The sequence below is a fragment of the Streptomyces aurantiacus genome, assembly GCF_027107535.1.
Classification (GTDB): Bacteria; Actinomycetota; Actinomycetes; order Streptomycetales; family Streptomycetaceae; genus Streptomyces.
On sequence record NZ_CP114283.1, the window covers coordinates 2,081,823 to 2,103,341 of the forward strand.

26 protein-coding genes are annotated in these 21,519 nt (G+C 72.1%); 21 read left to right on the top strand and 5 right to left on the bottom strand.

Annotated features, from left to right (window positions below; all coding sequences use genetic code 11):
• Positions 1 to 31: 31 nt before the first annotated feature.
• Together O1Q96_RS10855 and O1Q96_RS10860 are read left to right on the top strand one after the other, a co-directional pair.
• Positions 32 to 874 carry an ABC transporter permease gene (locus O1Q96_RS10855; RefSeq protein ID WP_269247964.1) on the top strand — a complete coding sequence of 281 codons (843 nt, stop codon included), beginning with the start codon at positions 32 to 34 and terminating at the stop codon, positions 872 to 874.
• Between the two features lie 34 nt (positions 875 to 908).
• Positions 909 to 1,544 (top strand): AAA family ATPase, encoded by a 636-nt coding sequence (locus tag O1Q96_RS10860; protein WP_269247965.1) that lies wholly within the window; start codon positions 909 to 911, stop codon positions 1,542 to 1,544.
• 261 nt (positions 1,545 to 1,805) lie between these two features.
• Here the strand turns inward: O1Q96_RS10860 and ybaK are convergent, their stop codons facing one another.
• The 4 genes from ybaK to O1Q96_RS10880 form a co-directional block, all read right to left on the bottom strand.
• Positions 1,806 to 2,312, bottom strand: a complete 507-nt coding sequence (ybaK, locus tag O1Q96_RS10865; RefSeq protein WP_269247966.1) for a Cys-tRNA(Pro) deacylase — start codon at positions 2,310 to 2,312, stop codon at positions 1,806 to 1,808.
• 107 nt (positions 2,313 to 2,419) lie between these two features.
• Positions 2,420 to 3,160 carry an LON peptidase substrate-binding domain-containing protein gene (locus O1Q96_RS10870; protein ID WP_269247967.1) on the bottom strand — a complete coding sequence of 247 codons (741 nt, stop codon included), beginning with the start codon at positions 3,158 to 3,160 and terminating at the stop codon, positions 2,420 to 2,422.
• 11 nt (positions 3,161 to 3,171) lie between these two features.
• Complete coding sequence (locus O1Q96_RS10875) at positions 3,172 to 4,227, bottom strand: hypothetical protein (RefSeq protein ID WP_269247968.1); 1,056 nt, start codon at positions 4,225 to 4,227, stop codon at positions 3,172 to 3,174.
• A 154-nt stretch (positions 4,228 to 4,381) separates the two neighbouring features.
• The gene (locus O1Q96_RS10880; RefSeq protein ID WP_269247969.1) at positions 4,382 to 5,962 is read right to left on the bottom strand and encodes an oxidoreductase; all 1,581 of its coding nucleotides are present in this window, start codon (positions 5,960 to 5,962) and stop codon (positions 4,382 to 4,384) included.
• 213 nt (positions 5,963 to 6,175) lie between these two features.
• Here O1Q96_RS10880 and hisD point away from each other — a divergent pair, with 213 nt between their 5' ends.
• Genes hisD through O1Q96_RS10925 form a run of 9 tightly spaced genes read left to right on the top strand, consistent with a single transcriptional unit; the run spans position 6,176 to position 12,275 of the window.
• A complete protein-coding gene (hisD, locus tag O1Q96_RS10885) occupies positions 6,176 to 7,498 on the top strand; it encodes a histidinol dehydrogenase (protein ID WP_269247970.1) in 1,323 nt (440 codons plus the stop codon).
• Positions 7,495 to 8,610: a histidinol-phosphate transaminase gene (locus tag O1Q96_RS10890; RefSeq protein WP_269247971.1), complete on the top strand. Its 1,116-nt coding sequence runs from the start codon at positions 7,495 to 7,497 to the stop codon at positions 8,608 to 8,610. The genes hisD and O1Q96_RS10890 overlap by 4 nt, the downstream gene beginning before the upstream one ends.
• Positions 8,607 to 9,200, top strand: coding sequence for an imidazoleglycerol-phosphate dehydratase HisB (hisB, locus tag O1Q96_RS10895; protein WP_055518513.1), 594 nt, complete (start codon positions 8,607 to 8,609; stop codon positions 9,198 to 9,200). Before O1Q96_RS10890 ends, hisB begins: the two co-directional genes overlap by 4 nt.
• Before the next feature lie 4 nt (positions 9,201 to 9,204).
• Entirely contained in the window at positions 9,205 to 9,369 is a 165-nt protein-coding gene (locus O1Q96_RS10900) for a hypothetical protein (RefSeq protein WP_269247972.1), read from the top strand.
• Positions 9,360 to 10,010: an imidazole glycerol phosphate synthase subunit HisH gene (gene hisH / locus O1Q96_RS10905; protein WP_269247973.1), complete on the top strand. Its 651-nt coding sequence runs from the start codon at positions 9,360 to 9,362 to the stop codon at positions 10,008 to 10,010. Before O1Q96_RS10900 ends, hisH begins: the two co-directional genes overlap by 10 nt.
• Before the next feature lie 3 nt (positions 10,011 to 10,013).
• On the top strand, positions 10,014 to 10,739 hold the full coding sequence (priA, locus tag O1Q96_RS10910) for a bifunctional 1-(5-phosphoribosyl)-5-((5-phosphoribosylamino)methylideneamino)imidazole-4-carboxamide isomerase/phosphoribosylanthranilate isomerase PriA (RefSeq protein WP_269247974.1): 726 nt from the start codon (positions 10,014 to 10,016) through the stop codon (positions 10,737 to 10,739).
• Positions 10,736 to 11,134 (top strand): RidA family protein, encoded by a 399-nt coding sequence (locus O1Q96_RS10915; RefSeq protein ID WP_269247975.1) that lies wholly within the window; start codon positions 10,736 to 10,738, stop codon positions 11,132 to 11,134. Before priA ends, O1Q96_RS10915 begins: the two co-directional genes overlap by 4 nt.
• Positions 11,131 to 11,886, top strand: coding sequence for an imidazole glycerol phosphate synthase subunit HisF (hisF, locus tag O1Q96_RS10920; RefSeq protein ID WP_269247976.1), 756 nt, complete (start codon positions 11,131 to 11,133; stop codon positions 11,884 to 11,886). The genes O1Q96_RS10915 and hisF overlap by 4 nt, the downstream gene beginning before the upstream one ends.
• A gap of 32 nt (positions 11,887 to 11,918) precedes the next feature.
• A complete protein-coding gene (locus O1Q96_RS10925) occupies positions 11,919 to 12,275 on the top strand; it encodes an MFS transporter (RefSeq protein WP_331276033.1) in 357 nt (118 codons plus the stop codon).
• 116 nt (positions 12,276 to 12,391) lie between these two features.
• Here O1Q96_RS10925 and O1Q96_RS10930 read toward each other — a convergent pair whose 3' ends face one another.
• Positions 12,392 to 13,027, bottom strand: a complete 636-nt coding sequence (locus O1Q96_RS10930; protein ID WP_269247977.1) for a TIGR03085 family metal-binding protein — start codon at positions 13,025 to 13,027, stop codon at positions 12,392 to 12,394.
• Positions 13,028 to 13,198: 171 nt separating this feature from the next.
• Between O1Q96_RS10930 and hisI the strand changes: the two genes are divergently transcribed.
• The 10 genes from hisI (at position 13,199) to O1Q96_RS10980 (ending at position 21,412) form a co-directional block, all read left to right on the top strand.
• Entirely contained in the window at positions 13,199 to 13,600 is a 402-nt protein-coding gene (gene hisI / locus O1Q96_RS10935; RefSeq protein WP_269247978.1) for a phosphoribosyl-AMP cyclohydrolase, read from the top strand.
• Between the two features lie 11 nt (positions 13,601 to 13,611).
• Positions 13,612 to 15,111 carry an anthranilate synthase component I gene (locus tag O1Q96_RS10940; RefSeq protein ID WP_269247979.1) on the top strand — a complete coding sequence of 500 codons (1,500 nt, stop codon included), beginning with the start codon at positions 13,612 to 13,614 and terminating at the stop codon, positions 15,109 to 15,111.
• Between the two features lie 146 nt (positions 15,112 to 15,257).
• A complete protein-coding gene (locus O1Q96_RS10945; RefSeq protein ID WP_269247980.1) occupies positions 15,258 to 15,899 on the top strand; it encodes a TIGR02234 family membrane protein in 642 nt (213 codons plus the stop codon).
• A gap of 168 nt (positions 15,900 to 16,067) precedes the next feature.
• Complete coding sequence (locus tag O1Q96_RS10950) at positions 16,068 to 16,301, top strand: HGxxPAAW family protein (protein ID WP_217460158.1); 234 nt, start codon at positions 16,068 to 16,070, stop codon at positions 16,299 to 16,301.
• 141 nt (positions 16,302 to 16,442) lie between these two features.
• Entirely contained in the window at positions 16,443 to 16,886 is a 444-nt protein-coding gene (locus tag O1Q96_RS10955; RefSeq protein ID WP_269247981.1) for a DUF2752 domain-containing protein, read from the top strand.
• Positions 16,887 to 17,053: 167 nt separating this feature from the next.
• On the top strand, positions 17,054 to 17,863 hold the full coding sequence (gene trpC, locus O1Q96_RS10960) for an indole-3-glycerol phosphate synthase TrpC (RefSeq protein WP_217460160.1): 810 nt from the start codon (positions 17,054 to 17,056) through the stop codon (positions 17,861 to 17,863).
• Positions 17,864 to 17,871: 8 nt separating this feature from the next.
• Positions 17,872 to 18,156, top strand: coding sequence for a tryptophan biosynthesis modulator TrpM (gene trpM / locus O1Q96_RS10965; RefSeq protein ID WP_269247982.1), 285 nt, complete (start codon positions 17,872 to 17,874; stop codon positions 18,154 to 18,156).
• Positions 18,157 to 18,418: 262 nt separating this feature from the next.
• On the top strand, positions 18,419 to 19,711 hold the full coding sequence (trpB, locus tag O1Q96_RS10970; protein WP_217460162.1) for a tryptophan synthase subunit beta: 1,293 nt from the start codon (positions 18,419 to 18,421) through the stop codon (positions 19,709 to 19,711).
• Positions 19,708 to 20,523, top strand: coding sequence for a tryptophan synthase subunit alpha (gene trpA, locus O1Q96_RS10975; protein WP_217460163.1), 816 nt, complete (start codon positions 19,708 to 19,710; stop codon positions 20,521 to 20,523). Before trpB ends, trpA begins: the two co-directional genes overlap by 4 nt.
• 115 nt (positions 20,524 to 20,638) lie before the next feature.
• Complete coding sequence (locus O1Q96_RS10980) at positions 20,639 to 21,412, top strand: DsbA family protein (protein ID WP_269247983.1); 774 nt, start codon at positions 20,639 to 20,641, stop codon at positions 21,410 to 21,412.
• Positions 21,413 to 21,519: the final 107 nt, after the last annotated feature.

The following is a 21,519-nucleotide window of genomic DNA, read 5'->3' on the forward strand; positions in this document are numbered from 1 at the left end:
CGACAGCCGAAGCGAACAGGAGCCGCTCGACGTGAGTGTCGTACCCGCCGAGGTCCTGCCCGGCGCAGCCCGCGCGGACGTGAACCGGGGCGTGGACACCGAGGACGGTGCCCGTGCCGTGGCCGCGCTCGGGCCGCGTGCGCGGCTGTGGCCGGCGCTGGCCGCCGTCTACCGGGCACAGCTCTCCCGGGCCCGGGTGGCGCGGATCCCCCTGCTGTTCGTGGCGACGTTCCAGTCCGTCGGGATCATGGTCCTGATGCGGGGGGTCGTGGACGGTGGCGACGAGGCGAGGGCGGTGGTCGCCGGTTCGTCGGTCCTCGTGGTCGCCTTCGTCGCGCTCAACCTGCTCGCCCAGTACTTCGGTCAGCTGCGCGCCAGCGGCGGCCTCGACCACTACGCGACGCTGCCCGTGCCGCCCGCCGCCGTCGTGCTGGGCGCGGCCGCGGCGTACGCCTCCTTCACCGTGCCCGGCACGCTCGTGACCGCCGTCGTGGGCAGTGTGCTCTTCCAGCTGCCGATGACGCACCTGTGGATCCTCATCGCCGTCATCCCGCTCGCGGGCGCGGCCCTCGCCGGGCTCGGAGCGGCGCTCGGACTCCTTGCGCCGCGTCCCGAACTGGCCACGCTGCTCGGCCAGTTGGGTATGTCGGCCGCGCTGCTGCTCGGTGTGCTGCCGCCGGACCGGCTGCCCACGGTCGTCCAGTACGCGCGTGACCTGCTGCCCTCCACCTACGGCGTCGAGGCCCTCGGGCTGACCTTCGGGCCGGACCCGGACTGGGGCGTCGTCCTGCTCGACCTCGCCGTGTGCGCGGGCGTCGGTGTCGCCTCGCTGGCCGTCGCGACCTGGGCCTACCGCCGGGCGGCCGTCCGGTGACGCGGCCCGGGGGTGGGCCTGGCACGATGTCAGTGTGACCGCACCGCTGACTCCGCCTCCGCAGCCGAACGACCAGCCTCCGCACCACACCTGGCAGGCGCCGCCCCCCGGGTACGGGCTCGGTCAGGAGGAGGACGGTCCCGGGCTGAGGACGGAACTGCGCGAGGCTGCGATCGTCACGGTCGCGATGGCGCTCGGCGGGGTGCTGCTCGGTGTCCTGTGGTGGTGGCTGGCGCCGCACGTCCCGCTCGTCTCGGACAGCACGGCGGTCTATCTCAAGGACACCGAGGGCGAGCAGGCGGTCGGCGTCGACGGCATGTTCACCCTGCTGGCACTCGGCTTCGGCCTGGTCAGCGCGCTCGCCGTGTTCCTCGTACGGCGTCGGGGCGGCATCCCGCTCGTCCTCGCGCTCACCGTCGGCGGCATCCTCGGCTCGCTGCTCGCCTGGCGCCTCGGCATCTGGCTCGGCCCCACCCAGGACGTGATCGGGCACGCCAAGGAGGTCGGCAAGGGAGTCGTCTTCGACGCCCCGCTGGAGCTCGGTGCCAAGGGCGCCCTGCTCGCCTGGTCCCTCTCGGCCCTGCTGATCCACCTCGGCCTGACGGCTCTGTTCGCCCCGCGGGACCCGGAACCCGACCAGTACCCCTACCCGCCGGGCCCTCCTGCCTGACGACGCGACCCGGGGCGGCGGGCGTGCCCGTCCGGGCGCGCGGCCCTGGTTCAAGGGTGGGGGCCCCGCCGCGTGTGCGCGACGAGGCCCCACGGAAGCTCATGTGCCCTCGACCACCGGCGGGGCGGCTACCAGCGTCTGCGGCCTACGAGGGCCTGCGTCCGTGGTTCGCCCGTCCCTTTCTGACCCGCCACTTCCGCTTGCGCGTCTTCTTCGACATGTCCTCGGTACTTAACCGAGAACCCGGCCCCCGTCGAGGGGTCACGCACGCCCGACAGGTGCCAGTACCGCGTCCGTGAGCTTCACGAGGTCGTCCGGAGCCAGCTCGACCTCCAGCCCCCGCCGCCCCGCCGACACGCAGATCGTGGCGTGCCCGCCCGCGGACGCGTCCAGCACGGTGCGGAGCCTCCTGCGCTGCCCGAGCGGCGAGATTCCCCCGCGGACGTACCCCGTGGTGCGCTCCGCGGCGGCCGGATCGGCCATCGCGGCCCGTTTGCCGCCGACCGCCGCCGCCAGCGCCTTCAGGTCGAGGGAGCCCGCCACGGGCACCACGGCGACCGTCAGTTCTCCGTCGACGTCCGCGACCAGCGTCTTGAAGACCCGGTCCGGCGAGACGCCCATCGCCTCGGCGGCCTCCTCGCCGTACGAGGGATGCGCCGGATCGTGTGCGTAGGCGTGGACCGTGAACCCGACCCCTGCCGCGGTGAGTGCCACGGTCGCCGGTGTCCCGCCGGTCTGCTGCTGCTGCTTCTTCGACTTCTTCGCCAAGAGATCCTTCTTCGCCGCCGGGAGACCCGCATCCGCGCCGGTCCGGTGCCTGCGCCGGTCCAGTGCCCGCTCAGTGCCTGCGCGGGTCCGCGCAGGCAGGGCTCACGTCAGTTGAGGCTCGTCGGCCCGCGCGTCAGCTCCGACGCGGGCAACGACGGCAGATTGCGGATGATCGCGGTCTCCGCCCGCAGCAGCGTCAGCTCCTCGCGCAGCCGGGCCGCCGTGTCCGGGGCCTGGAGCAGTCGCTGCTTCGCCGGGACGTCGAGCATCGCCGCGGCCGCGACCAGGTACGAGACGACCGCCGGCTCGTCCGGCAGGTCGGCCCCGGTCGACAGGGACCGCTCCCGCGCCCCCGCCAGCCGTTTCTGGTACTGCCGGAAAGCCCGCAGTACCCCCTCGGCGAGCGCCCCCGCCTCTTCGCCGGGCTCTTCCGCCAGCTCCTCCAGCTCGGCCGTCAGATAGGCCCCTGAGGCGTCCACGGACAGCAGCCGTACCCGGGTCGTCCCGGTGGCGAGCACCTCGAAGCTGCCGTCGGCCCGCTCCCGGACGGTCGCGGCGTCGGCGACGCACCCCACCGTGTGGAAGGCCTTCACCGGGTCGTCGCCGAAGCCGGCCGAGGGCCCGCGCTGCGGCACGGCGGTCTGGTCCGGCATGCCGGGTGCGGTGCGCGCCACCTCGTGGCCGTCGCGGATGGCGACGACGGCGAACCGGCGCGGTTCGTCCTCGGGGGTCTTCAGCAGATCGCGCATCATCGCGCGATAGCGCTCCTCGAAGACGTTCAGAGGCAGGACGAGCCCGGGAAACAGCACCGAGTTCAGGGGGAAGAGTGGGAGCCGGACGGTGGTCACGACGCAAAATCCTAATGGTCACCGGAGGGCGTACGTCCGTCGTGCTCACTTTGTGGATACGGAAGATCCCTGTTCCGTGCTTTCAGTGGCCTGTCCGAGGCCACCTGGAGCCGGATTCCGTCACGCAGTTCGAGGAACTGGCCGAGCGGATCGCCCGAGACGCGGTCCCAAGGGAACGAGGTGGCGTACGGGCCGATCCTGCGCAGCTGCTCCAGCGCGTCCTCCCAGCGTTCGAGCCGGATCAGCACGTAGGTGAGCAGATTGCGGACCTCCGCGGGCCACGGGTCGCCGTCCGCGTACTCCGCGGAGAGGGCGACGGCCAGGTCGGCGGCCGCGTCGAGGCGCTTGCGGCTCACGGCCGCCCCGCCGCCCTCGGTCAGGTAGGCGAAGGCCGCGCGGACGGGCAGCGCCTGGATCAGCGAACCGGGCAGTGCGTCCTGCGCGGCCCGCTCGGCGAAGTCGAAGCACTCGCGGTGCGATCCGTACCAGGCGGCCGACAGGTACTGCAGGGCCGCCACGTGGCAGCCGTAGTGGTGCGGGGAGCGGCGCACGGCCTGGGCCCACAGCTGCTCGAAGTCGGTGTGCGGCGCGTTCGTGCCCCGGGCGTGGTCGAGCGCGATGCGCCAGGGCACCGGATCGCGCGGGGAGCTCTCGGCGGCGGCGGAGATCAGCGGCCCGACCTGGCGGAGCAACTCGGCGCGGGCCGGTGACTTCCAGCTCCGGCACACCGCCAGCTCGGCCTTGACCAAGGTCGCGTCCGGGTCGTGCGGGGCGGCGGACCGCCACTCGTCGAACCACTCGCCGCGGGAGAGGGCGAATGCGGCGAGGCGGATCGTGTACCGGTCCCGGTTCTCCCACTCGGCGGCCTCACGGGTGGCGGACAGCAGTTCGCCGGCCGGTCCGTACGCGCCGCGGCCCGCTGCGACCAGGGCCGGACCGAGCCGTTCGTCCGGGGCGTCGAGGAGCACCTCGTCGTCGGCGGGCAGTCCGGCGGCGAGGCTCGACGTGTTCTTGGCCATCCGGGCCGTACGGAGGAGCGCGCGCAGCAGTGCCATGGTGCTGCCCATTGAAATCCGCAGGTCGGACGGGTACCAGAGGGAGCGCGGTGACGCTTTTGTAACCGTGGATTGGTTGCGTGTGGATTGGTCAAGGCCAGGTAAAAGGTGACTGTTCCTCACATGTCGAGCGGCTGTGCGGTCCCCTTGCGGAGGGCGGGGTCGCTCAGCCCCTGCGGAGCGTGCGGGTCGCGCCCGCCGCCACCGTCGTCGCCAGGATCCAGCCCAGCAGGATCACCACCGCGGACAGCCACTGCCAGCCGCCGCGCAGCTGCCAGAAGCCGACCTGGCCGAGGTCGATGACCGGCAGCAGCAGGTCCAGCGCGAACAGCGCCGGGTTCCACGGCGGATGCTCACCCCTCTTGAGCGGCGGATGATCGGCGTGCGCGAACGCGACCGAGGTCGCCGCCCACAGCACGGCCATCCACACGGCCGCGCGCCCCGGCCGGTACCCGTAGGCGACCGTCCAGTCCTGCGCGTACCCCCACAGCTTGGCCGCGATCGGCAGGTTCTCGCGCCGGTGGCGCTGCTTGGCGAGCAGCACCTCGCGCGCGTCCTCGTCCTCGCCGCCGTTGCGCAGCACCGTGGCCAGCCGCTCGTACGGCTCCGGGTTGTACTCCGCGGTGGCCGCGGCGACCCACTCCAGGCGGCGGGTGAGCGGGAACGGGCCGCGCGGCACCAGGTACTCGTACTGGAAGCCGCCCATCTGCAGCTGGCCCGTGCCCGGCCAGCTGGCCGCCTGGTCGATGAGGGTGACCACCCGCGCGCCGTTCAGCACGATCCGGCCGCGCTGCGGGCGCTCGCCGAGGAAGCGCAGCTCGGGCACCTGGACGCGGCGCAGCGAGACCTCCTGGTCGTCGTGCAGGATGAGGCGGGCCTGCTCCAGGTCCACCGCGTCCCCGAACCGGCCGTCGTCGAGCCGGATCCCGCCCGCGCACTCGAACCGCTGCACCCGGGTGCCGCGTGCGGGGGTGCGTCCGCTGCTCTGCACGGGGTCGGTGAGGCCCGCGGGGGTCAGATACACCGTGCGCTCGACGGTCAGCTGCGGCGCGTTCAGCGCCCGGCGCCCGTACGGATTGGTCAGGCGGCTGCCGCGCAGGCTGAGCGAGACGCCCACCTTGGCGCCGCGCAGGCTCAGCTCGCCGTGCGACTCCAGCATCTCGGCCTGCAGGTCCTGCCCGACGGTCATCCCGTCGCCGACGAGGGAGCTGCCGCGCCGGTCCCGGTAGATCACCGCCTGGTTGAGCAGCAGGTCCGTGCCGATCTGCGCGTCGGTGAGGCGTACGCCGTTGTGGAAGCGGCAGCGCGGCAGATGCAGATCGCCCTCGGTGTGCAGCCGGGCCGCCTCCAGCCGCGGTATCGCGCAGTCCACCAGGCGCAGGGTGGTGAACCGGGACTCGGGCAGCAGGACCTCCTTCTCGAAGCGGCAGCCCTTCATCTCGACATACGGCTCGATGGTGCCGCCCGCGAGATCGAGCGTGTCGACGATCTGCACCCCGGTCAGCTTCAGGGAGGCCACGCGCCCGTCGAGCGCGGGCGGTCCGTCCAGCAGCAGCCAGCACACGATCCGTGCCCGCACGGTGCGCTCCGGGCCCCACGGGTGGCCGCCGTGCGGATCGTCGACGACGCTGTCTCCGGCGCGCAGGTCGTACACGCTGCCGTTGCGGAACGCCTGCCACATGCCGGCCTCGGCGCCGGTCAGGTCTTCGGGCAGCTCACCGGCGCGGAGGCCGGTCCCCTCGGTCACGGTCTTCTCTCTCTCCTCTGCTACTCGCGGGTTTCGTACAGTTGTCCACGTGATGCCCACTGAGAGACCGCCTGAACACCCAGAGTGAAGTAGGTCACTCAGTGTGACTGTCAGGTGCGAATTCGGGCCACACGCATTCCGGTGGTCCACAGCCCGTATCAGCGGTTGATACAGCCGTCCGGCGTCCGACGGCCGTCTGCGAGAATTGGACATGTGATCTCTCGAATCGATCTGCGCGGCGACGCCCTCCCCGAGGGTTCCGCTCTGCGCGACCTGCTGCCCCGGGCCGACTTCGACGTCTCGGCCGCCCTGGAGAAGGTGCGGCCGATCTGTGAGGCCGTGCATCATCGGGGCGACGCGGCGCTGATCGACTACGCGGAGAGGTTCGACGGCGTCCGCCTGGAATCCGTACGGGTCCCGGCGCAGGCCCTCACCGACGCGCTCGACCGGCTCGACCCGGCCGTCCGCGCGGCCCTGGAGGAGTCCATCCGCCGCGCCCGCACCGTCCACCGCGAGCAGCGCCGCAGCACGCACACCACCCAGGTCGTGCCCGGCGGCTCGGTCACCGAGAAGTGGGTGCCCGTCGACCGGGTCGGGCTGTACGCGCCCGGCGGCCGGTCGGTCTACCCCTCGTCCGTGATCATGAACGTGGTGCCGGCCCAGGAGGCGGGCGTCAGGTCGATCGCGCTCGCCTCACCCGCGCAGTCGGACTTCGGCGGTCTGCCCCACCCCACGATCCTCGCCGCCTGCGCGCTGCTCGGGATCGACGAGGTGTACGCGGCCGGCGGCGCGACCGCCGTGGCGATGTTCGCCTACGGCACCGAGTCCTGCCCGTCCGCCGTCATGGTCACCGGGCCGGGCAACATCTGGGTCGCCGCCGCCAAGCGGTACTTCGCGGGCAGGATCGGCATCGACGCCGAGGCCGGCCCGACCGAGATCGCGATCCTCGCGGACGAGACCGCCGACCCGGTGCACGTGGCGTCCGACCTGATCAGCCAGGCCGAGCACGACCCGCTCGCGGCCGCCGTCCTCGTCACCGACTCGGTCGCGCTGGCCGACGCGGTCGCGAAGGAGCTGGAGCCACAGGTCGCCGCGACCAAGCACGTCGACGACCGGATCGTCCCGGCGCTGAGCGGCAGGCAGTCCGCGATCGTGCTGGTCGACGGCGTGGAGGAGGGCCTGCGCGTCGTCAACGCGTACGGCGCGGAGCACCTGGAGATCCAGACGGCCGACGCGAGCGCGGTCGCGGACCGCGTACGGAACGCGGGCGCGGTCTTCGTCGGCCCCTGGGCGCCCGTCTCGCTCGGCGACTACGCGGCCGGCTCCAACCACGTGCTCCCCACCGGCGGCTGCGCCTGCCACTCCTCGGGCCTGTCCGTCCAGTCCTTCCTGCGCGGCATCCACATCGTCGACTACACGCGCGAGGCGCTGGCCGAGGTCGCCCACCACGTGGTGACGCTCGCCGAGGCCGAGGATCTCCCCGCCCACGGTGCCGCCGTCAAGGCAAGGTTCGACTGGAAGGTGCCCAGCAAGTGACCGGCATCGACGACCTCCCCGTACGTGACGAGCTGCGCGGCAAGTCGCCGTACGGCGCGCCCCAGCTCGACGTCCCCGTCCGGCTGAACACCAACGAGAACCCCTATCCGCTGCCCGAGCCGCTCGTCGAGCGGATCGCCGAGCGGGTGCGCGAGGCCGCCCGCAGCCTCAACCGCTACCCCGACCGGGACGCGGTGGAACTGCGCACGGAGCTCGCCGCCTATCTGACGAGGACCGGCGGACACACGGTCGGTGTCGAGAACGTCTGGGCGGCCAACGGCTCGAACGAGGTCATCCAGCAGCTCCTGCAGACCTTCGGCGGACCCGGCCGCACGGCGATCGGCTTCGAGCCCTCGTACTCGATGCACGCCCTGATCTCGCGCGGCACCGGCACCGGATGGATCTCCGGCCCCCGCAACGAGGACTTCACGGTCGACCTCGCCGCCGCCGAGAGGGCGATCGCCGAGCACCGGCCGGACGTCGTGTTCGTCACGACCCCCAACAACCCGACGGGCAACGCGGTTCCGCCCGAGACCGTCGTCGCGCTGTACGAGGCCGCGCAGGCCGCCAGGCCGTCCATGGTCGTCGTCGACGAGGCGTACGTCGAGTTCAGCCACGGCGACTCGCTGCTGCCCCTGCTCGAAGGTCGGCCGAATCTCGTCGTCTCGCGCACGATGTCGAAGGCGTTCGGCGCGGCCGGCCTGCGCCTCGGCTATCTCGCCGCGCACCCGGCCGTCGTGGACGCCGTGCAGCTCGTACGGCTGCCGTACCACCTGTCGGCCGTCACGCAGGCGACCGCGCTGGCCGCCCTGGAGCACACCGACACACTGCTGGGATACGTCGAGCAGCTGAAGACCGAGCGGGACCGGCTGGTCGCCGAACTGCGCGCGATCGGTTTCGACGTCACCGAGTCCGACGCCAACTTCGTCCAGTTCGGGCGGTTCGACGGCGAGAACGGCTCGCACGAGGCCTGGCGGAAGATCCTCGACCGGGGAGTTCTGGTCCGGGACAACGGCGTACCGGGATGGCTGCGGGTCACCGCGGGCACCCCGGCCGAGAACGACGCGTTCCTCGACGCGGTCCGTGAACTGAAGAAGGAGCAGAGCGCATGAGCCGCGTAGGCCGTGTCGAACGGAACACCAAGGAGACCTCCGTCGTCGTCGAGATCGACCTCGACGGCAGCGGAAAGGTCGACGTGTCGACAGGCGTCGGCTTCTACGACCACATGCTCGACCAGCTCGGCCGGCACGGTCTGTTCGACCTGACCGTGAAGACCGAGGGCGACCTGCACATCGACTCCCACCACACCATCGAGGACACCGCCCTCGCGCTGGGCGGCGCCTTCAAGCAGGCGCTCGGCGACAAGGTGGGGATCTACCGCTTCGGCAACTGCACCGTCCCGCTGGACGAGTCGCTCGCCCAGGTGACCGTCGACCTCTCCGGCCGCCCGTACCTCGTGCACACGGAGCCCGAGAAGATGGCGCCGATGATCGGCGAGTACGACACGACGATGACCCGGCACATCCTGGAGTCCTTCGTCGCCCAGGCGCAGATCGCCCTGCACGTGCACGTGCCGTACGGGCGCAACGCCCACCACATCGTGGAGTGCCAGTTCAAGGCGCTCGCGAGGGCCCTGCGGTACGCCTCCGAGCGCGACCCGCGCGCGGCGGGCATCCTTCCCTCCACGAAGGGTGCGCTGTAAAGCCATGAACGGCCTCTCCACCATCCTGATCGTCGTCGGGCTCTTCCTGCTCGGCGGGATCTACTCCTTCGTCAAACAGCAGATGCCCAAGAGCCTCATCGTCCTGCTGTCGATCGGCGCGGGCATGTGTCTCGTGGCAGGTGTCCTCCGACTGGAGGTGTGGAATTGAGTACCTCGGCAAAGCGCGTGGTCGTCTTCGACTACGGCTTCGGGAACGTCAGGTCCGCCGAGCGCGCACTCGCCCGCGCGGGCGCCGACGTCGAGATAACGCGCGACTACGACACGGCCATGAACGCGGACGGGCTGCTCGTGCCCGGTGTCGGTGCCTTCGCCGCCTGCATGCGCGGGCTGAGGGAAGCGCGCGGCGACTGGATCGTCGGACGCCGGCTCGCCGGCGGCCGCCCGGTCATGGGCATCTGTGTCGGCATGCAGATCCTGTTCGCGCGGGGCATCGAGCACGGCGTCGAGACCGAGGGCCTCGACGAGTGGCCCGGCGCGGTCGAGCCGCTGCAGGCCGACATCGTGCCCCACATGGGCTGGAACACCGTCGACACACCGGCCGGTTCCCAGCTCTTCGCCGGCCTGGACGCGGACGCGCGCTACTACTTCGTGCACTCGTACGCCGTCCACGACTGGTCCCTCGAGACCGGGAACCCGGCGATGCGCTCCCCGCTCGTCACCTGGTCCACGCACGGCAAGCCCTTCGTGGCGGCCGTCGAGAACGGCGCCCTGTGGGCCACCCAGTTCCACCCCGAGAAGTCCGGCGACGCCGGAGCCCAGCTGCTCACCAACTGGATCGGAACCCTGTAGACCATGGCCAAGCTCGAACTCCTCCCCGCCGTCGACGTCCGTGACGGTCAGGCGGTCCGCCTCGTCCACGGCGAGTCCGGTACGGAGACCTCGTACGGCTCTCCTCTGGAGGCGGCCCTCGCCTGGCAGCGGTCGGGCGCCGAGTGGCTGCACCTCGTCGACCTGGACGCCGCGTTCGGCACGGGGGACAACCGCGCCCTGATCGCCGAGGTCGCCCGGGCGATGGACATCAAGGTGGAGCTGTCCGGCGGCATCCGTGACGACGACACCCTCGCCGCGGCCCTCGCCACCGGCTGCACCCGCGTGAACCTCGGCACCGCCGCCCTGGAGACCCCCGAGTGGGTCGCCAAGGTCATCGCCGAGCACGGCGACAAGATCGCGGTCGGCCTCGACGTACGGGGCACCACCCTGCGCGGCCGCGGCTGGACCCGTGACGGCGGCGACCTCTACGAGACGCTGGAGCGCCTCGACAAGGAGGGCTGCGCGCGGTACGTCGTCACGGACATCGCCAAGGACGGCACCCTCCAGGGCCCGAACCTGGAGCTCCTGAAGAACGTGTGCGCGGCGACCGACCGCCCTGTGGTGGCCTCCGGAGGCGTGTCCTCGCTGGACGACCTCCGTGCCATCGCCGAGCTGGTGCCCCTCGGTGTCGAGGGCGCGATCGTCGGAAAGGCCCTGTACGCGAAGGCGTTCACGCTGGAAGAGGCCCTGGCGGCGGTGTCCGCGTGAGCGCCGTACGACGCGTCACGACGGGCGCCCCCTGGGAGGAGGCCTTCGGCTACTCCCGCGCGGTGGAGCTGCCGAACGGCCTGGTTCTGGTCTCCGGCTGCACCTCCGTGGTGGACGGCCAGATCGCCGGGGGCGACCCGTACGAGCAGGCGGTCAACTCGTTCAACGTCGCGCTGGCGGCCCTGAAGCAGCTGGGCCTCGGCCGCGAGGACGTCGTCCGTACACGCATGTACCTCACGCACGCCCGGGACGTGGAGGACATCGGGCGCGCCCACAAGGAGCTGTTCGACACCGTCCGGCCCGCGGCATCAATGATCATCGTCTCCGGTTTCGTGGACCCCGGTCTGGTGGTCGAGGTCGAGGTGGAGGCGTACCGAGAGGCGCCCGAGTCATGACCCTGGCCGTACGAGTCATCCCCTGCCTGGACGTCGACAACGGCCGGGTCGTCAAGGGCGTCAACTTCCAGAACCTGCGCGACGCGGGCGACCCCGTCGAGATGGCCAAGGTGTACGACGCCGAGGGCGCCGACGAGCTGACGTTCCTGGACATCACCGCGTCCTCCGGCAACCGCGAGACCACGTACGACGTGGTGCGCCGCACCGCCGAGCAGGTCTTCATCCCGCTGACGGTGGGCGGTGGCGTCCGTACGGCCGAGGACGTCGACAAGCTGCTGCGCGCGGGCGCGGACAAGGTCGGGGTGAACACCGCGGCCATCGCCCGGCCCGACCTGATCCGCGAGATCGCGGAGCGGTTCGGACGGCAGGTGCTGGTCCTGTCGGTGGACGCGCGCAGGACGGACACCGGCTCCTTCGAGGTGACCACCCACGGTGGCCGCAAGGGGACCGGGATCGACGCCGTGGAGTGGGCGCACCGGGCCGCCGAGCTGGGCGCGGGCGAGATCCTGCTCAACTCCATGGACGCCGACGGCACCAAGGACGGCTACGACATCGAGATGATCGAGGCCGTACGGAGGCACGTCACGGTTCCGGTCATCGCCTCCGGCGGCGCGGGCCGGCTCGACGACTTCCCGCCGGCCGTCGCCGCGGGCGCGGACGCCGTGCTCGCCGCGTCCGTCTTCCACTTCGGAGACCTGCGGATCGGCCAGGTCAAGCAGGCGCTGCGGGAGGCGGGACACCCGGTGCGGTGATGCCCCGGTGAGGCCGTGGTGACGAGTGATCGGTGAGCCCCGGCTGCCTGACGGCCGGGGCCGTCGCCATCGGCGCGCTCGCGTACACGCAGACCGTCGCCGCCGCCCTCGGCACGGCGCTCGCCGTCGGGCTGCTCGCAGGACTGAGCGGAGCCCTGAGCGGGGCGCTGGTGCAGACCGAGTCCGATCCCGCGTTCGTGGGGCGGGTGACCTCCGTGTCGAGCCTGTTCAGCCTCGGGCTCGCCCCGCTCACGTTCCCGGTGACCGGGGCGGGCATCGCCCTCTGGGGGACCGGCCCCGTCTTCGTGGCCAGCGCGGCCGTGTGCGTCCTCGGCGGGATCCTCGGGCTGCGTTCCCGGCCGCTGCGGCGAGCGGAGCTTCCCCGGTAGTGGCAGAGGCGGAGTCGAGACCGTACGCGGGCGGCGGGGCCGGTCGCGCCCACGACCCCGGCGCCGCACGGGTCCCGGCCCGCGTCCCCTTCGGGCCGCGGGCCGCGCGCCAGGTGCTACAGCCCCAGCTGCTTCGCCTCGTGGAGCTTGGCGATCGCGTCCTTGTCGCCCTCCAGCTCCACGTCGGCGGCGCTCTGACGGCCGTTCGCGAAGAGGACGAGCTCGGAGGGCTCGCCGGTGACCGTGACCACGGGGGTGCCCCGGTGGGCCACGGCCGTCTGGCCGTCCGGGCGGCGCAGGACCAGCCCGGTGGGCGCGCCACGGCCCATCAGACGGGCCGTCCGTTCGAGACGGGACCACAGGGCGTCCTGGAAGACCGGGTCGATCACGCGGGGAACCCAGTCGGGCCGGGCACGGCGTACGTCCTCGGTGTGGACGTAGAACTCGATCGCGTTCGACGCCTCGTCGATCTGCTTGAGGGAGAACGGCGAGAAACGCGGCGGCCCCGTACGGATCAGCTGGATCAGCTCCTCGTACGGCTTCGCCGCGAACTCCACCCTCACCCGCTCCAGACGGGTCGCGAGCTGCTTGATCAGGATGCCGCCGGCGGCGTCCGGGCGACGCTCGCGCACCACGGCGTGGGCGGCGAGGTCACGGGTGTTCCAGCCTTCGCAGAGGGTCGGGGCCTCCGGGCCCACGGCCTCCAACAGATCGGCGAAGAGAAGTCGTTCACGCTTGGCATGGGTCGACATACCTGCCAGCCTACGACCGTCCCCGCGGTCCGCCCAGTTCTCACGGCCGCCGGCTCCTCGTCAAGGCGTCCTGGAGCCGAAATCGCGGATGACCGGCCTCCGGCGCACCGGCCTCTCTCATCCAGTGGACGGCGTCCGGGTGCGTCCGGCCGGCGCGGCACAATGGTCGGCATGACCAGCACGCCCACGCCCGGCAGCCCCAGCGGCCTGGACCCCGAGATCGCCGCCCGCCTCAGGCGCGGCGCCGACGGGCTCGTTCCCGCCATCGCCCAGCAGTACGACACCGGCGAGGTGCTGATGCTCGGCTGGATGGACGACGAGGCACTGCATCGCACCCTGACGACGGGCCGGTGCACGTACTGGTCGCGCAGCCGCCAGGAGTACTGGGTCAAGGGCGACACCTCCGGACACGTCCAGTGGGTCAAGTCCGTCGCCCTCGACTGCGACGCCGACACCGTGCTCGTCAGGGTCGACCAGGTCGGCGCCGCCTGCCACACCGGCGACCGCACCTGCTTCGACGCCGACGTGCTGCTGGGGGACGCCGATTCCGGCGCACCGGCAGTGGATCAGTAAGGTCAGCCGCCATGGACCTAGAGACGTTCCGCAAGCTGGCCACCGACCGGCGAGTCATCCCCGTCAGCCGCAAGCTCCTCGCGGACGGCGACACCCCCGTCGCGCTCTACCGCAAGCTCGCCGCGGAGCGCCCCGGCACCTTCCTCCTGGAGTCCGCGGAGAACGGGCGTACCTGGTCCCGCTACTCCTTCGTGGGCGTCCGCTCGTCCGCCACGCTCACCGAGCGCGACGGCCAGGCCCACTGGCTGGGCACCCCGCCCGTCGGCGTCCCCGTGCAGGGCGACCCCCTCGCGGCCCTGCGCGCCACCATCGAGGCCCTCCACACGCCGCACGACCTCGCCCATGGCTCCGATCTGTCCGGGCTGCCCCCCTTCACGGGCGGCATGGTCGGCTACCTCGGCTACGACATCGTGCGCCGGCTGGAGAAGATCGGCCCCGGCGAGCGCGACGACCTGAAGCTGCCCGAGCTCACCATGCTGCTCACCAGCGACCTGGCCGTCCTGGACCACTGGGACGGCTCGGTCCTGCTGATCGCCAACGCGATCAACCACAACGACCTCGACACGGGCGTCGACGAGGCGTACACCGACGCGGTCGCCCGCCTCGACGCCATGGAGGCGGACCTCTCGCGAGCCGTCTCGCAGCCCCCGGCCGCGCTCCCGCCGTCCGAACTGCCCGAGTACACCGCGCTGTGGGGCGGCCCCGACTACCAGGACGCCGTCGACGACATCAAGGAGCGCATCCGGGCCGGCGAGGCCTTCCAGGTCGTCCCCTCCCAGCGCTTCGAGACGCCGTGCACGGCAAGCGCGTTGGACGTGTACCGGGTGTTGCGGGCCACCAACCCGTCGCCGTACATGTACCTCTTCCGCTTCGACGGCTTCGACGTCGTGGGCTCCTCCCCGGAGGCCCTGGTCAAGGTCGAGGACGGCCAGGCGATGGTGCACCCCATCGCGGGTACCCGGCCGCGCGGCGCCACTGTCCAGGAGGACCAGGCCCTCGCCGACGAGCTGATCGCCGACCCCAAGGAGCGCGCCGAGCACCTGATGCTCGTCGACCTGGGGCGCAACGACCTGGGGCGGGTCTGCGAGCCCGGCTCCGTGGAGGTCGTCGACTTCATGTCCATCGAGCGCTACTCGCACGTCATGCACATCGTGTCGACCGTGACCGGCAGGGTCGCCGAAGGCCGTACGGCCTTCGACGTACTGACGGCCTGCTTCCCCGCCGGCACCCTCTCCGGCGCCCCCAAGCCCCGCGCCATGCAGATCATCGACGAACTGGAGCCCTCGCGGCGCGGCCTGTACGGCGGCTGCGTCGGCTACCTCGACTTCGCGGGCGACTCCGACACCGCCATCGCCATCCGTACGGCCCTGCTCCGCGACGGCACGGCGTACGTGCAGGCCGGCGCCGGAGTCGTCGCCGACTCGGACCCCGTCGCCGAGGACACCGAGTGCCGCAACAAGGCCGCCGCGGTCCTCCGCGCGGTCCACACGGCCAACCGGCTGGCCCAGTAGGGCGCGCACCGGCCCCGGGGACGACGCACACCGGTGGAAACGGCACGTCACGCACCGTTCCGGACGCCCGGAACCGGACATAGGCGCCCAGTGCGACGCGTCTCACGTGAGCCCCGGGTGACGGTTCGCCCGGGGTTCAGGCGATAGTGGAGCACGTGACTGCTGTTCCGCACCCCCGATCCGAAGCCCCCGGACCCGCCCGGTCCGGCCGCCGAAGCCTCGCCCTCGCCCTGCTGTCCGGCGCGCTCGGCGCGGCCGTCGTGCTGCTCGCCACCCGCCGTGGCTGGTCGGACGGCACCGCGACCGTCGCCGGCGGTGAATTCCCGCTGAGCGCCACGGGCAGCGACGTCACGGGCGTCCCCGCCTCCCTGGCGATAGTGGGACTGGCCTCCCTCGTCGCCGTCTTCGCCGTCCGCCGGGCCGGCCGCTTCCTGGTCGCCGGACTCCTCGCGCTCTCCGGCGCGGGCACGATCGCCTCGGCGCTCCTCGGTGTGTCCGACAGCTCAGCGCTCGACGAGAAGGCCGCCCAGGCCACCGGGGACACCGCGGCGACCGTTGACACCATGACCCACACCGCCTGGCCGTACGTGGCCGCCGCGGGCGGTCTGCTGCTCCTCCTCGCGGGCCTCCTCGCCCTGCGCTACGGACGGCTGTGGCCGACCATGTCGGGACGGTACGAGCGCGACGGCGCCCCGCGGGTGCGCAGGACCCGGGCCCCGGCGGACACCGACCGGCCCGAGGAGATCTGGAAGGCCCTCGACCGCGGCGAGGACCCGACAAGCGCCTGAGGGAACTGCCACCCGGTCCGCCGGAACCGCCGTGAGCGGCGGCCGGTCCCGCGGTTCCCCGCGCCCTGCGGGGGCGCGGCACCCCCGGCTCCGAGCGGTCCCGCAGGTACGGAACAATGGGCGGCGAGCGTCCGACTCACATACGCACACAGCAACGAGGAGCAAGTCATGGCGGGCAGCAGCCACGGTCACACCCCGGCCGCCTGGACCGGTGTCATCATCGCCTTCATCGGTTTCTGCGTCTCCGGTGCCTTCATGGTGATGGCCAGCCCGCTGGGCTTCTGGGCCGGCATGGTCATCGTCGTCCTCGGCGGCGTGGTCGGCATGGCCATGCGCGCGGCGGGCCTCGGCCAGCCGAAGCGCACGCACCCGACCCACCAGGTGGCGTCCGCCGAGAGCTGAGCCCGTCCGTACGGTGGCACGGTTCCACGGCATCACGGGAGGCGGGTCCGGCGTCGAACGCCGGAGCCGCCTTCTCCGTGTGTCCGTGCGTGGGCCCGCACACGGCGCGGGCCGGTGCGCGGTCCACCCCGGCGCGGCACAATGCGACGGGTGAACGCCGATTCCCAGAGGGTGACGCCCGCTCCCGGATCCCTGCCGCGACGGCTCGTCGTGCCCGGCGGGATCCTCGCGGCCGTCGTCGGCGCCTTCGCGTACGTGGGGACCGTCGACCCGAACGAACCGGGGCACTACCCCGCCTGCCCGCTGCTGCAGTACACCGGCCTGTACTGTCCCGGCTGCGGCGGGCTGCGCAGCGCGTACGCCGTCGTGCACGGGGACCTCGGGACGGCCCTCGGGGCCAACGCGGTCGCCGTTCTCGGCTACGCCGTCTTCGCCGCGCTGTGGACCGTCTGGGTGGTCCGCTCGGTCCGTGGACGGCCGACGCGCGTCGATCCGGGGCCGTCCTTGCTGTGGGCGCTGGGCGCGTTGTTGCTGGTCTTCACCGTTGTCCGGAACCTGCCGTTCGGTGGCTGGCTCCACCCTTGATCAATGTGCGAATGTCCAGGTAGTGGGACCGCCGTCAACCGGATGTGAGGCCTAAGCCCTCCTCCGGATACCATCGCAGTGACCACCGGTTTCGTCCGATGCGACGGATCCGGGGTCAACCGCAGAACCGCTGCAAGTGCCAACCGTCAGGGAAGGGGGCCGCTCGCGTGAGTGTGCTCGACGAGATCATCGACGGAGTCCGTGCCGACCTCGCGGAGCGACAGGCGCGCGTCAGCCTCGACGAGCTCAAGGAGCGCGCCGCGAAGGCTCCGGCAGCCAAGGACGGTGTCGCGGCCCTGCGCGGCGACGGCGTCAAGGTCATCTGCGAGGTCAAGCGCTCCAGCCCGTCCAAGGGCGCGCTCGCTGCGATCGCCGATCCCGCGGCCCTCGCCGCGGACTACGAGGCGGGCGGCGCGTCCGTCATCTCCGTGCTCACCGAGCAGCGCCGCTTCGGCGGATCGCTGGCCGACCTGGAGGCCGTGCGGGCCAAGGTCGACATCCCGGTGCTGCGCAAGGACTTCATCGTCACGTCCTACCAGCTGTGGGAGGCCCGGGCGTACGGCGCTGACCTCGCGCTGCTCATCGTGGCCGCGCTCGACCAGCCCGCCCTGGAGTCCCTCATCGAGCGTGCCGAGTCCATCGGACTCACCCCGCTCGTCGAGGTGCACGACGAGGACGAGGTCGAGCGGGCGGTGGACGCCGGCGCGAAGGTCATCGGCGTCAACGCGCGCAACCTCAAGGACCTCAAGGTCGACCGCGGCACCTTCGAGCGCGTCGCACCCGAGATCCCCGCCCACATCGTGAAGATCGCGGAGTCCGGCGTCCGTGGTCCGCACGACCTCATCGCCTACGCGAACGCCGGCGCCGACGCCGTACTGGTCGGCGAGTCCCTGGTCACCGGCCGGGACCCGCGCACCGCCGTCTCCGACCTGGTCGCCGCCGGCGCGCACCCCGCGCTGCGGCACGGACGGGGCTGACACCCCGGATGAACGCCGGCCGTACCCCCGCCGCCACCACCCGTCCGGGCTCATGCCCCGACGGTGGTCCGGCGCGTGTGCGGTCCGCCGCCGCGGGGCCTTCGGTGGCCCGCGGCCCCTACGCCCGGCTCGCCCGCGGCTGCCGTCCGCGCGGCTGCCGCGCGCCCGCCAGGCGTGTGCACGGGCGCCGGGTGCGGTACGTCATCGGCGACGAGCCGGGCCAGGTCAACGGCATGCGATGGCGTCGGCGCGTACGCGCCACCGCCGCCCACGGACTCCGCCCCGTCTCCTGACCGGGCCGGGGCCCGGTTCGGCGCCACCCGATCCCCGTCGCGCGGGCTCTCTCCGCGCCGCGGCCGGGTGGGTGCCACTCTCTCCTGCTCGTTGCCGGCCCGTTGTGGCCCGGGAACTCCTTCCGCGCCTCGACGACACGCGGCGCGGGTCCGGCGGCACCGCGACCGCCACGGCCGGGGAGACGAACCGCCGGCGGACGCGGCGCACATGTGACCGTCATCCGACCTGTAGACCGGGGCCACGCCCCAGCGAGGTAACCGCATGCCCAGCGAGTTCTTCATTCCCGACCCCGAGGGTCAGGTTCCCAGCGCCGAGGGGTACTTCGGCGCGTTCGGCGGAAAGTTCATCCCGGAGGCGCTGGTCGCCGCCGTGGACGAGGTCGCCGTCGAGTACGACAAGGCGAAGTCCGACCCCGCTTTCGCCCGGGAGCTGGACGACCTGCTCGTCCACTACACCGGCCGCCCCAGCTCCCTCACCGAGGTGTCGCGCTTCGCCGAACACGCGGGTGGCGCCCGGGTGTTCCTCAAGCGCGAGGACCTGAACCACACCGGTTCTCACAAGATCAACAACGTGCTCGGGCAGGCCCTGCTCACCAAACGCATGGGCAAGACCCGCGTCATCGCCGAGACCGGCGCGGGCCAGCACGGCGTCGCCACGGCCACCGCCTGCGCGCTGTTCGGCCTCGAATGCACCATCTACATGGGTGAGATCGACACACAGCGCCAGGCCCTGAACGTGGCCCGGATGCGCATGCTCGGCGCCGAGGTCATCGCCGTGAAGTCCGGCAGCCGCACGCTGAAGGACGCCATCAACGAGGCCTTCCGCGACTGGGTCGCCAACGTCGACCGCACCCACTACCTGTTCGGTACGGTCGCGGGCCCGCACCCCTTCCCCGCCATGGTCCGCGACTTCCATCGCGTCATCGGCGTCGAGGCCCGGAGGCAGATCCTGGAGCGTGCCGGCCGCCTCCCCGACGCGGCCGTCGCCTGCGTCGGCGGCGGCTCGAACGCCATCGGCCTCTTCCACGCGTTCATCCCGGACGCGGACGTCCGCCTGATCGGCTGCGAGCCCGCCGGGCACGGCATCGACACCGGCGAGCACGCGGCCACGCTGACGGCCGGCGAGCCGGGCATCCTGCACGGCTCCCGCTCGTACGTCCTCCAGGACGAGGAAGGCCAGATCACCGAGCCGTACTCGATCTCGGCCGGACTCGACTACCCGGGCATCGGCCCCGAGCACGCCTACCTCAAGGACAGCGGCCGCGGCGAGTACCGGGCCGTGACCGACGACGCGGCGATGCAGGCCCTGCGCCTGCTCTCCCGCACCGAGGGCATCATCCCGGCGATCGAGAGCGCCCACGCGCTCGCCGGAGCCATGGAGATCGGCAGGGAGCTCGGCCCGGACGGGCTGATCGTCGTCAACCTGTCCGGCCGCGGGGACAAGGACATGGACACGGCCGCCCGCTACTTCGGCCTGTACGACGAGGGCGCCGACGCCGTCGTCGAGGCGGACGCCGACAGCGACCGTGCCGAGATCGAGGGGGACGCCAAGTGAGCGGCAACATCCAGCTGTTGAGCGACACGCTCGCCGGTGCGAAGGCCGAGGGCAGGTCCGCCCTCATCGCGTACCTCCCGGCCGGCTTCCCGACCGTCGACGGCGGGATCGCGGCCGTCAAGGCCGTCTTCGAGGGCGGCGCGGACGTCGTCGAGGTGGGGCTGCCGCACAGCGACCCCGTCCTCGACGGCCCGGTCATCCAGACCGCCGACGACATCGCCCTGCGCGGCGGCGTCAGGATCGCGGACGTGATGCGCACGGTCCGCGAGGCGTACGAGGCGACCGGCAAGCCCGTCCTCGTGATGACGTACTGGAACCCGATCGACCGCTACGGCGTCGAGCGCTTCACCGCCGAACTGGCCGAAGCGGGCGGGGCCGGCTGCATCCTGCCCGACCTCCCCGTGCAGGAGTCCGCGCTGTGGAGGGAGCACGCCGAGAAGCACGGCCTCGCGACCGTCTTCGTCGTCGCCCCCAGCAGCAAGGACGCCCGGCTGGCCGAGATCACCGCGGCGGGCTCCGGCTTCGTCTACGCGGCCTCGCTGATGGGCGTCACCGGCACCCGGGAGTCCGTGGGCGCGCAGGCGCAGGACCTTGTCCGGCGTACCAAGGCCACCACCGGCATCCCGGTCTGTGTCGGCCTCGGCGTCTCGAACGCCCGGCAGGCCGCCGAGGTGGCCGGCTTCGCCGACGGCGTCATCGTCGGCTCGGCCTTCGTGAAGTTGATGCTGGACGCCCCGGACGAGGCCGCCGGCCTGGACGCCGTACGCGCTCTCGCCGCCGATCTCGCCAAGGGCGTGCGCGGCACGAAGTGACAACCGTTCGTTCTCGTACGGCTGTTCATGTACGTAACGGACAATCCGCTCACTCGAACGGGTGGACCTGAGGCCGGGGAGGCGCGGAGCGCCTCCCCGGTTCGTTCTGCGGGATGTGAGCGAGAAGAACCGTGAGGGAAAGCGCACCGCCCGCGAGCGGCTGGCGGAAGAGCGAGACAAGCAGAAGGCGGCGGAGAAGCGCCGCCGGGTACTGGTCGTGGGCGGGGCAGTCGTCGCCGTGCTGGGCCTGGCCGCGGTGATCGGCGTACTGGCCGCGAACTCCGGCAAGGACGAGGCGGACACGGCGGGCCCGCTGACGGCCCCCTCGGGGGCGAACGGCGACGACAGCCTGGCCATCCCCGCGGGCAAGGAGAGTGCCAAGTCCACTCTCACCGTGTGGGAGGACTTCCGCTGCCCGGCCTGCAAGAGCTTCGAGGACGCCTACCGCTCGACGATCCACGAGCTGACGGGCGCCGGACAGCTGAAGGTGGAGTACCACCTCGCGACCCTGATCGACGGGAACATGGGCGGCAGCGGCTCCCTGCACGCCGCCAACGCCGCGGCCTGCGCCCAGGACGCCGGGAAGTTCACCGCGTACCACGACGTGCTCTTCGAGAACCAGCCCGCCGAGACGGACGACGCGTACGCGAAGAACAGCAAGCTGATCGAGCTGGCGGGCAAGGTCGACGGACTGACCACCGACCCCTTCAAGAAGTGCGTGGAGGACGGCACGCACAACAGCTGGGTCGCCAAGTCCCACAAGGCCTTCCAGAGTGGCAACTTCAGCGGCACCCCGACGGTGCTGCTGAACGGGAAGAACATCTACCAGGACCAGACGATGACCCCGGCCAAGCTGAAGCAGATGGTGCAGCAGGCCGGCAAGGCGTGAGCGCGGCGGGCCGCACGGGTGCACCACCGGCCCCAGCGGTCCCGCCGGTCTCGTTATGGACCCGTAGCCCGGGCGGGTTGCCGTACGTGGCGCCCGGCAGGGTAGCG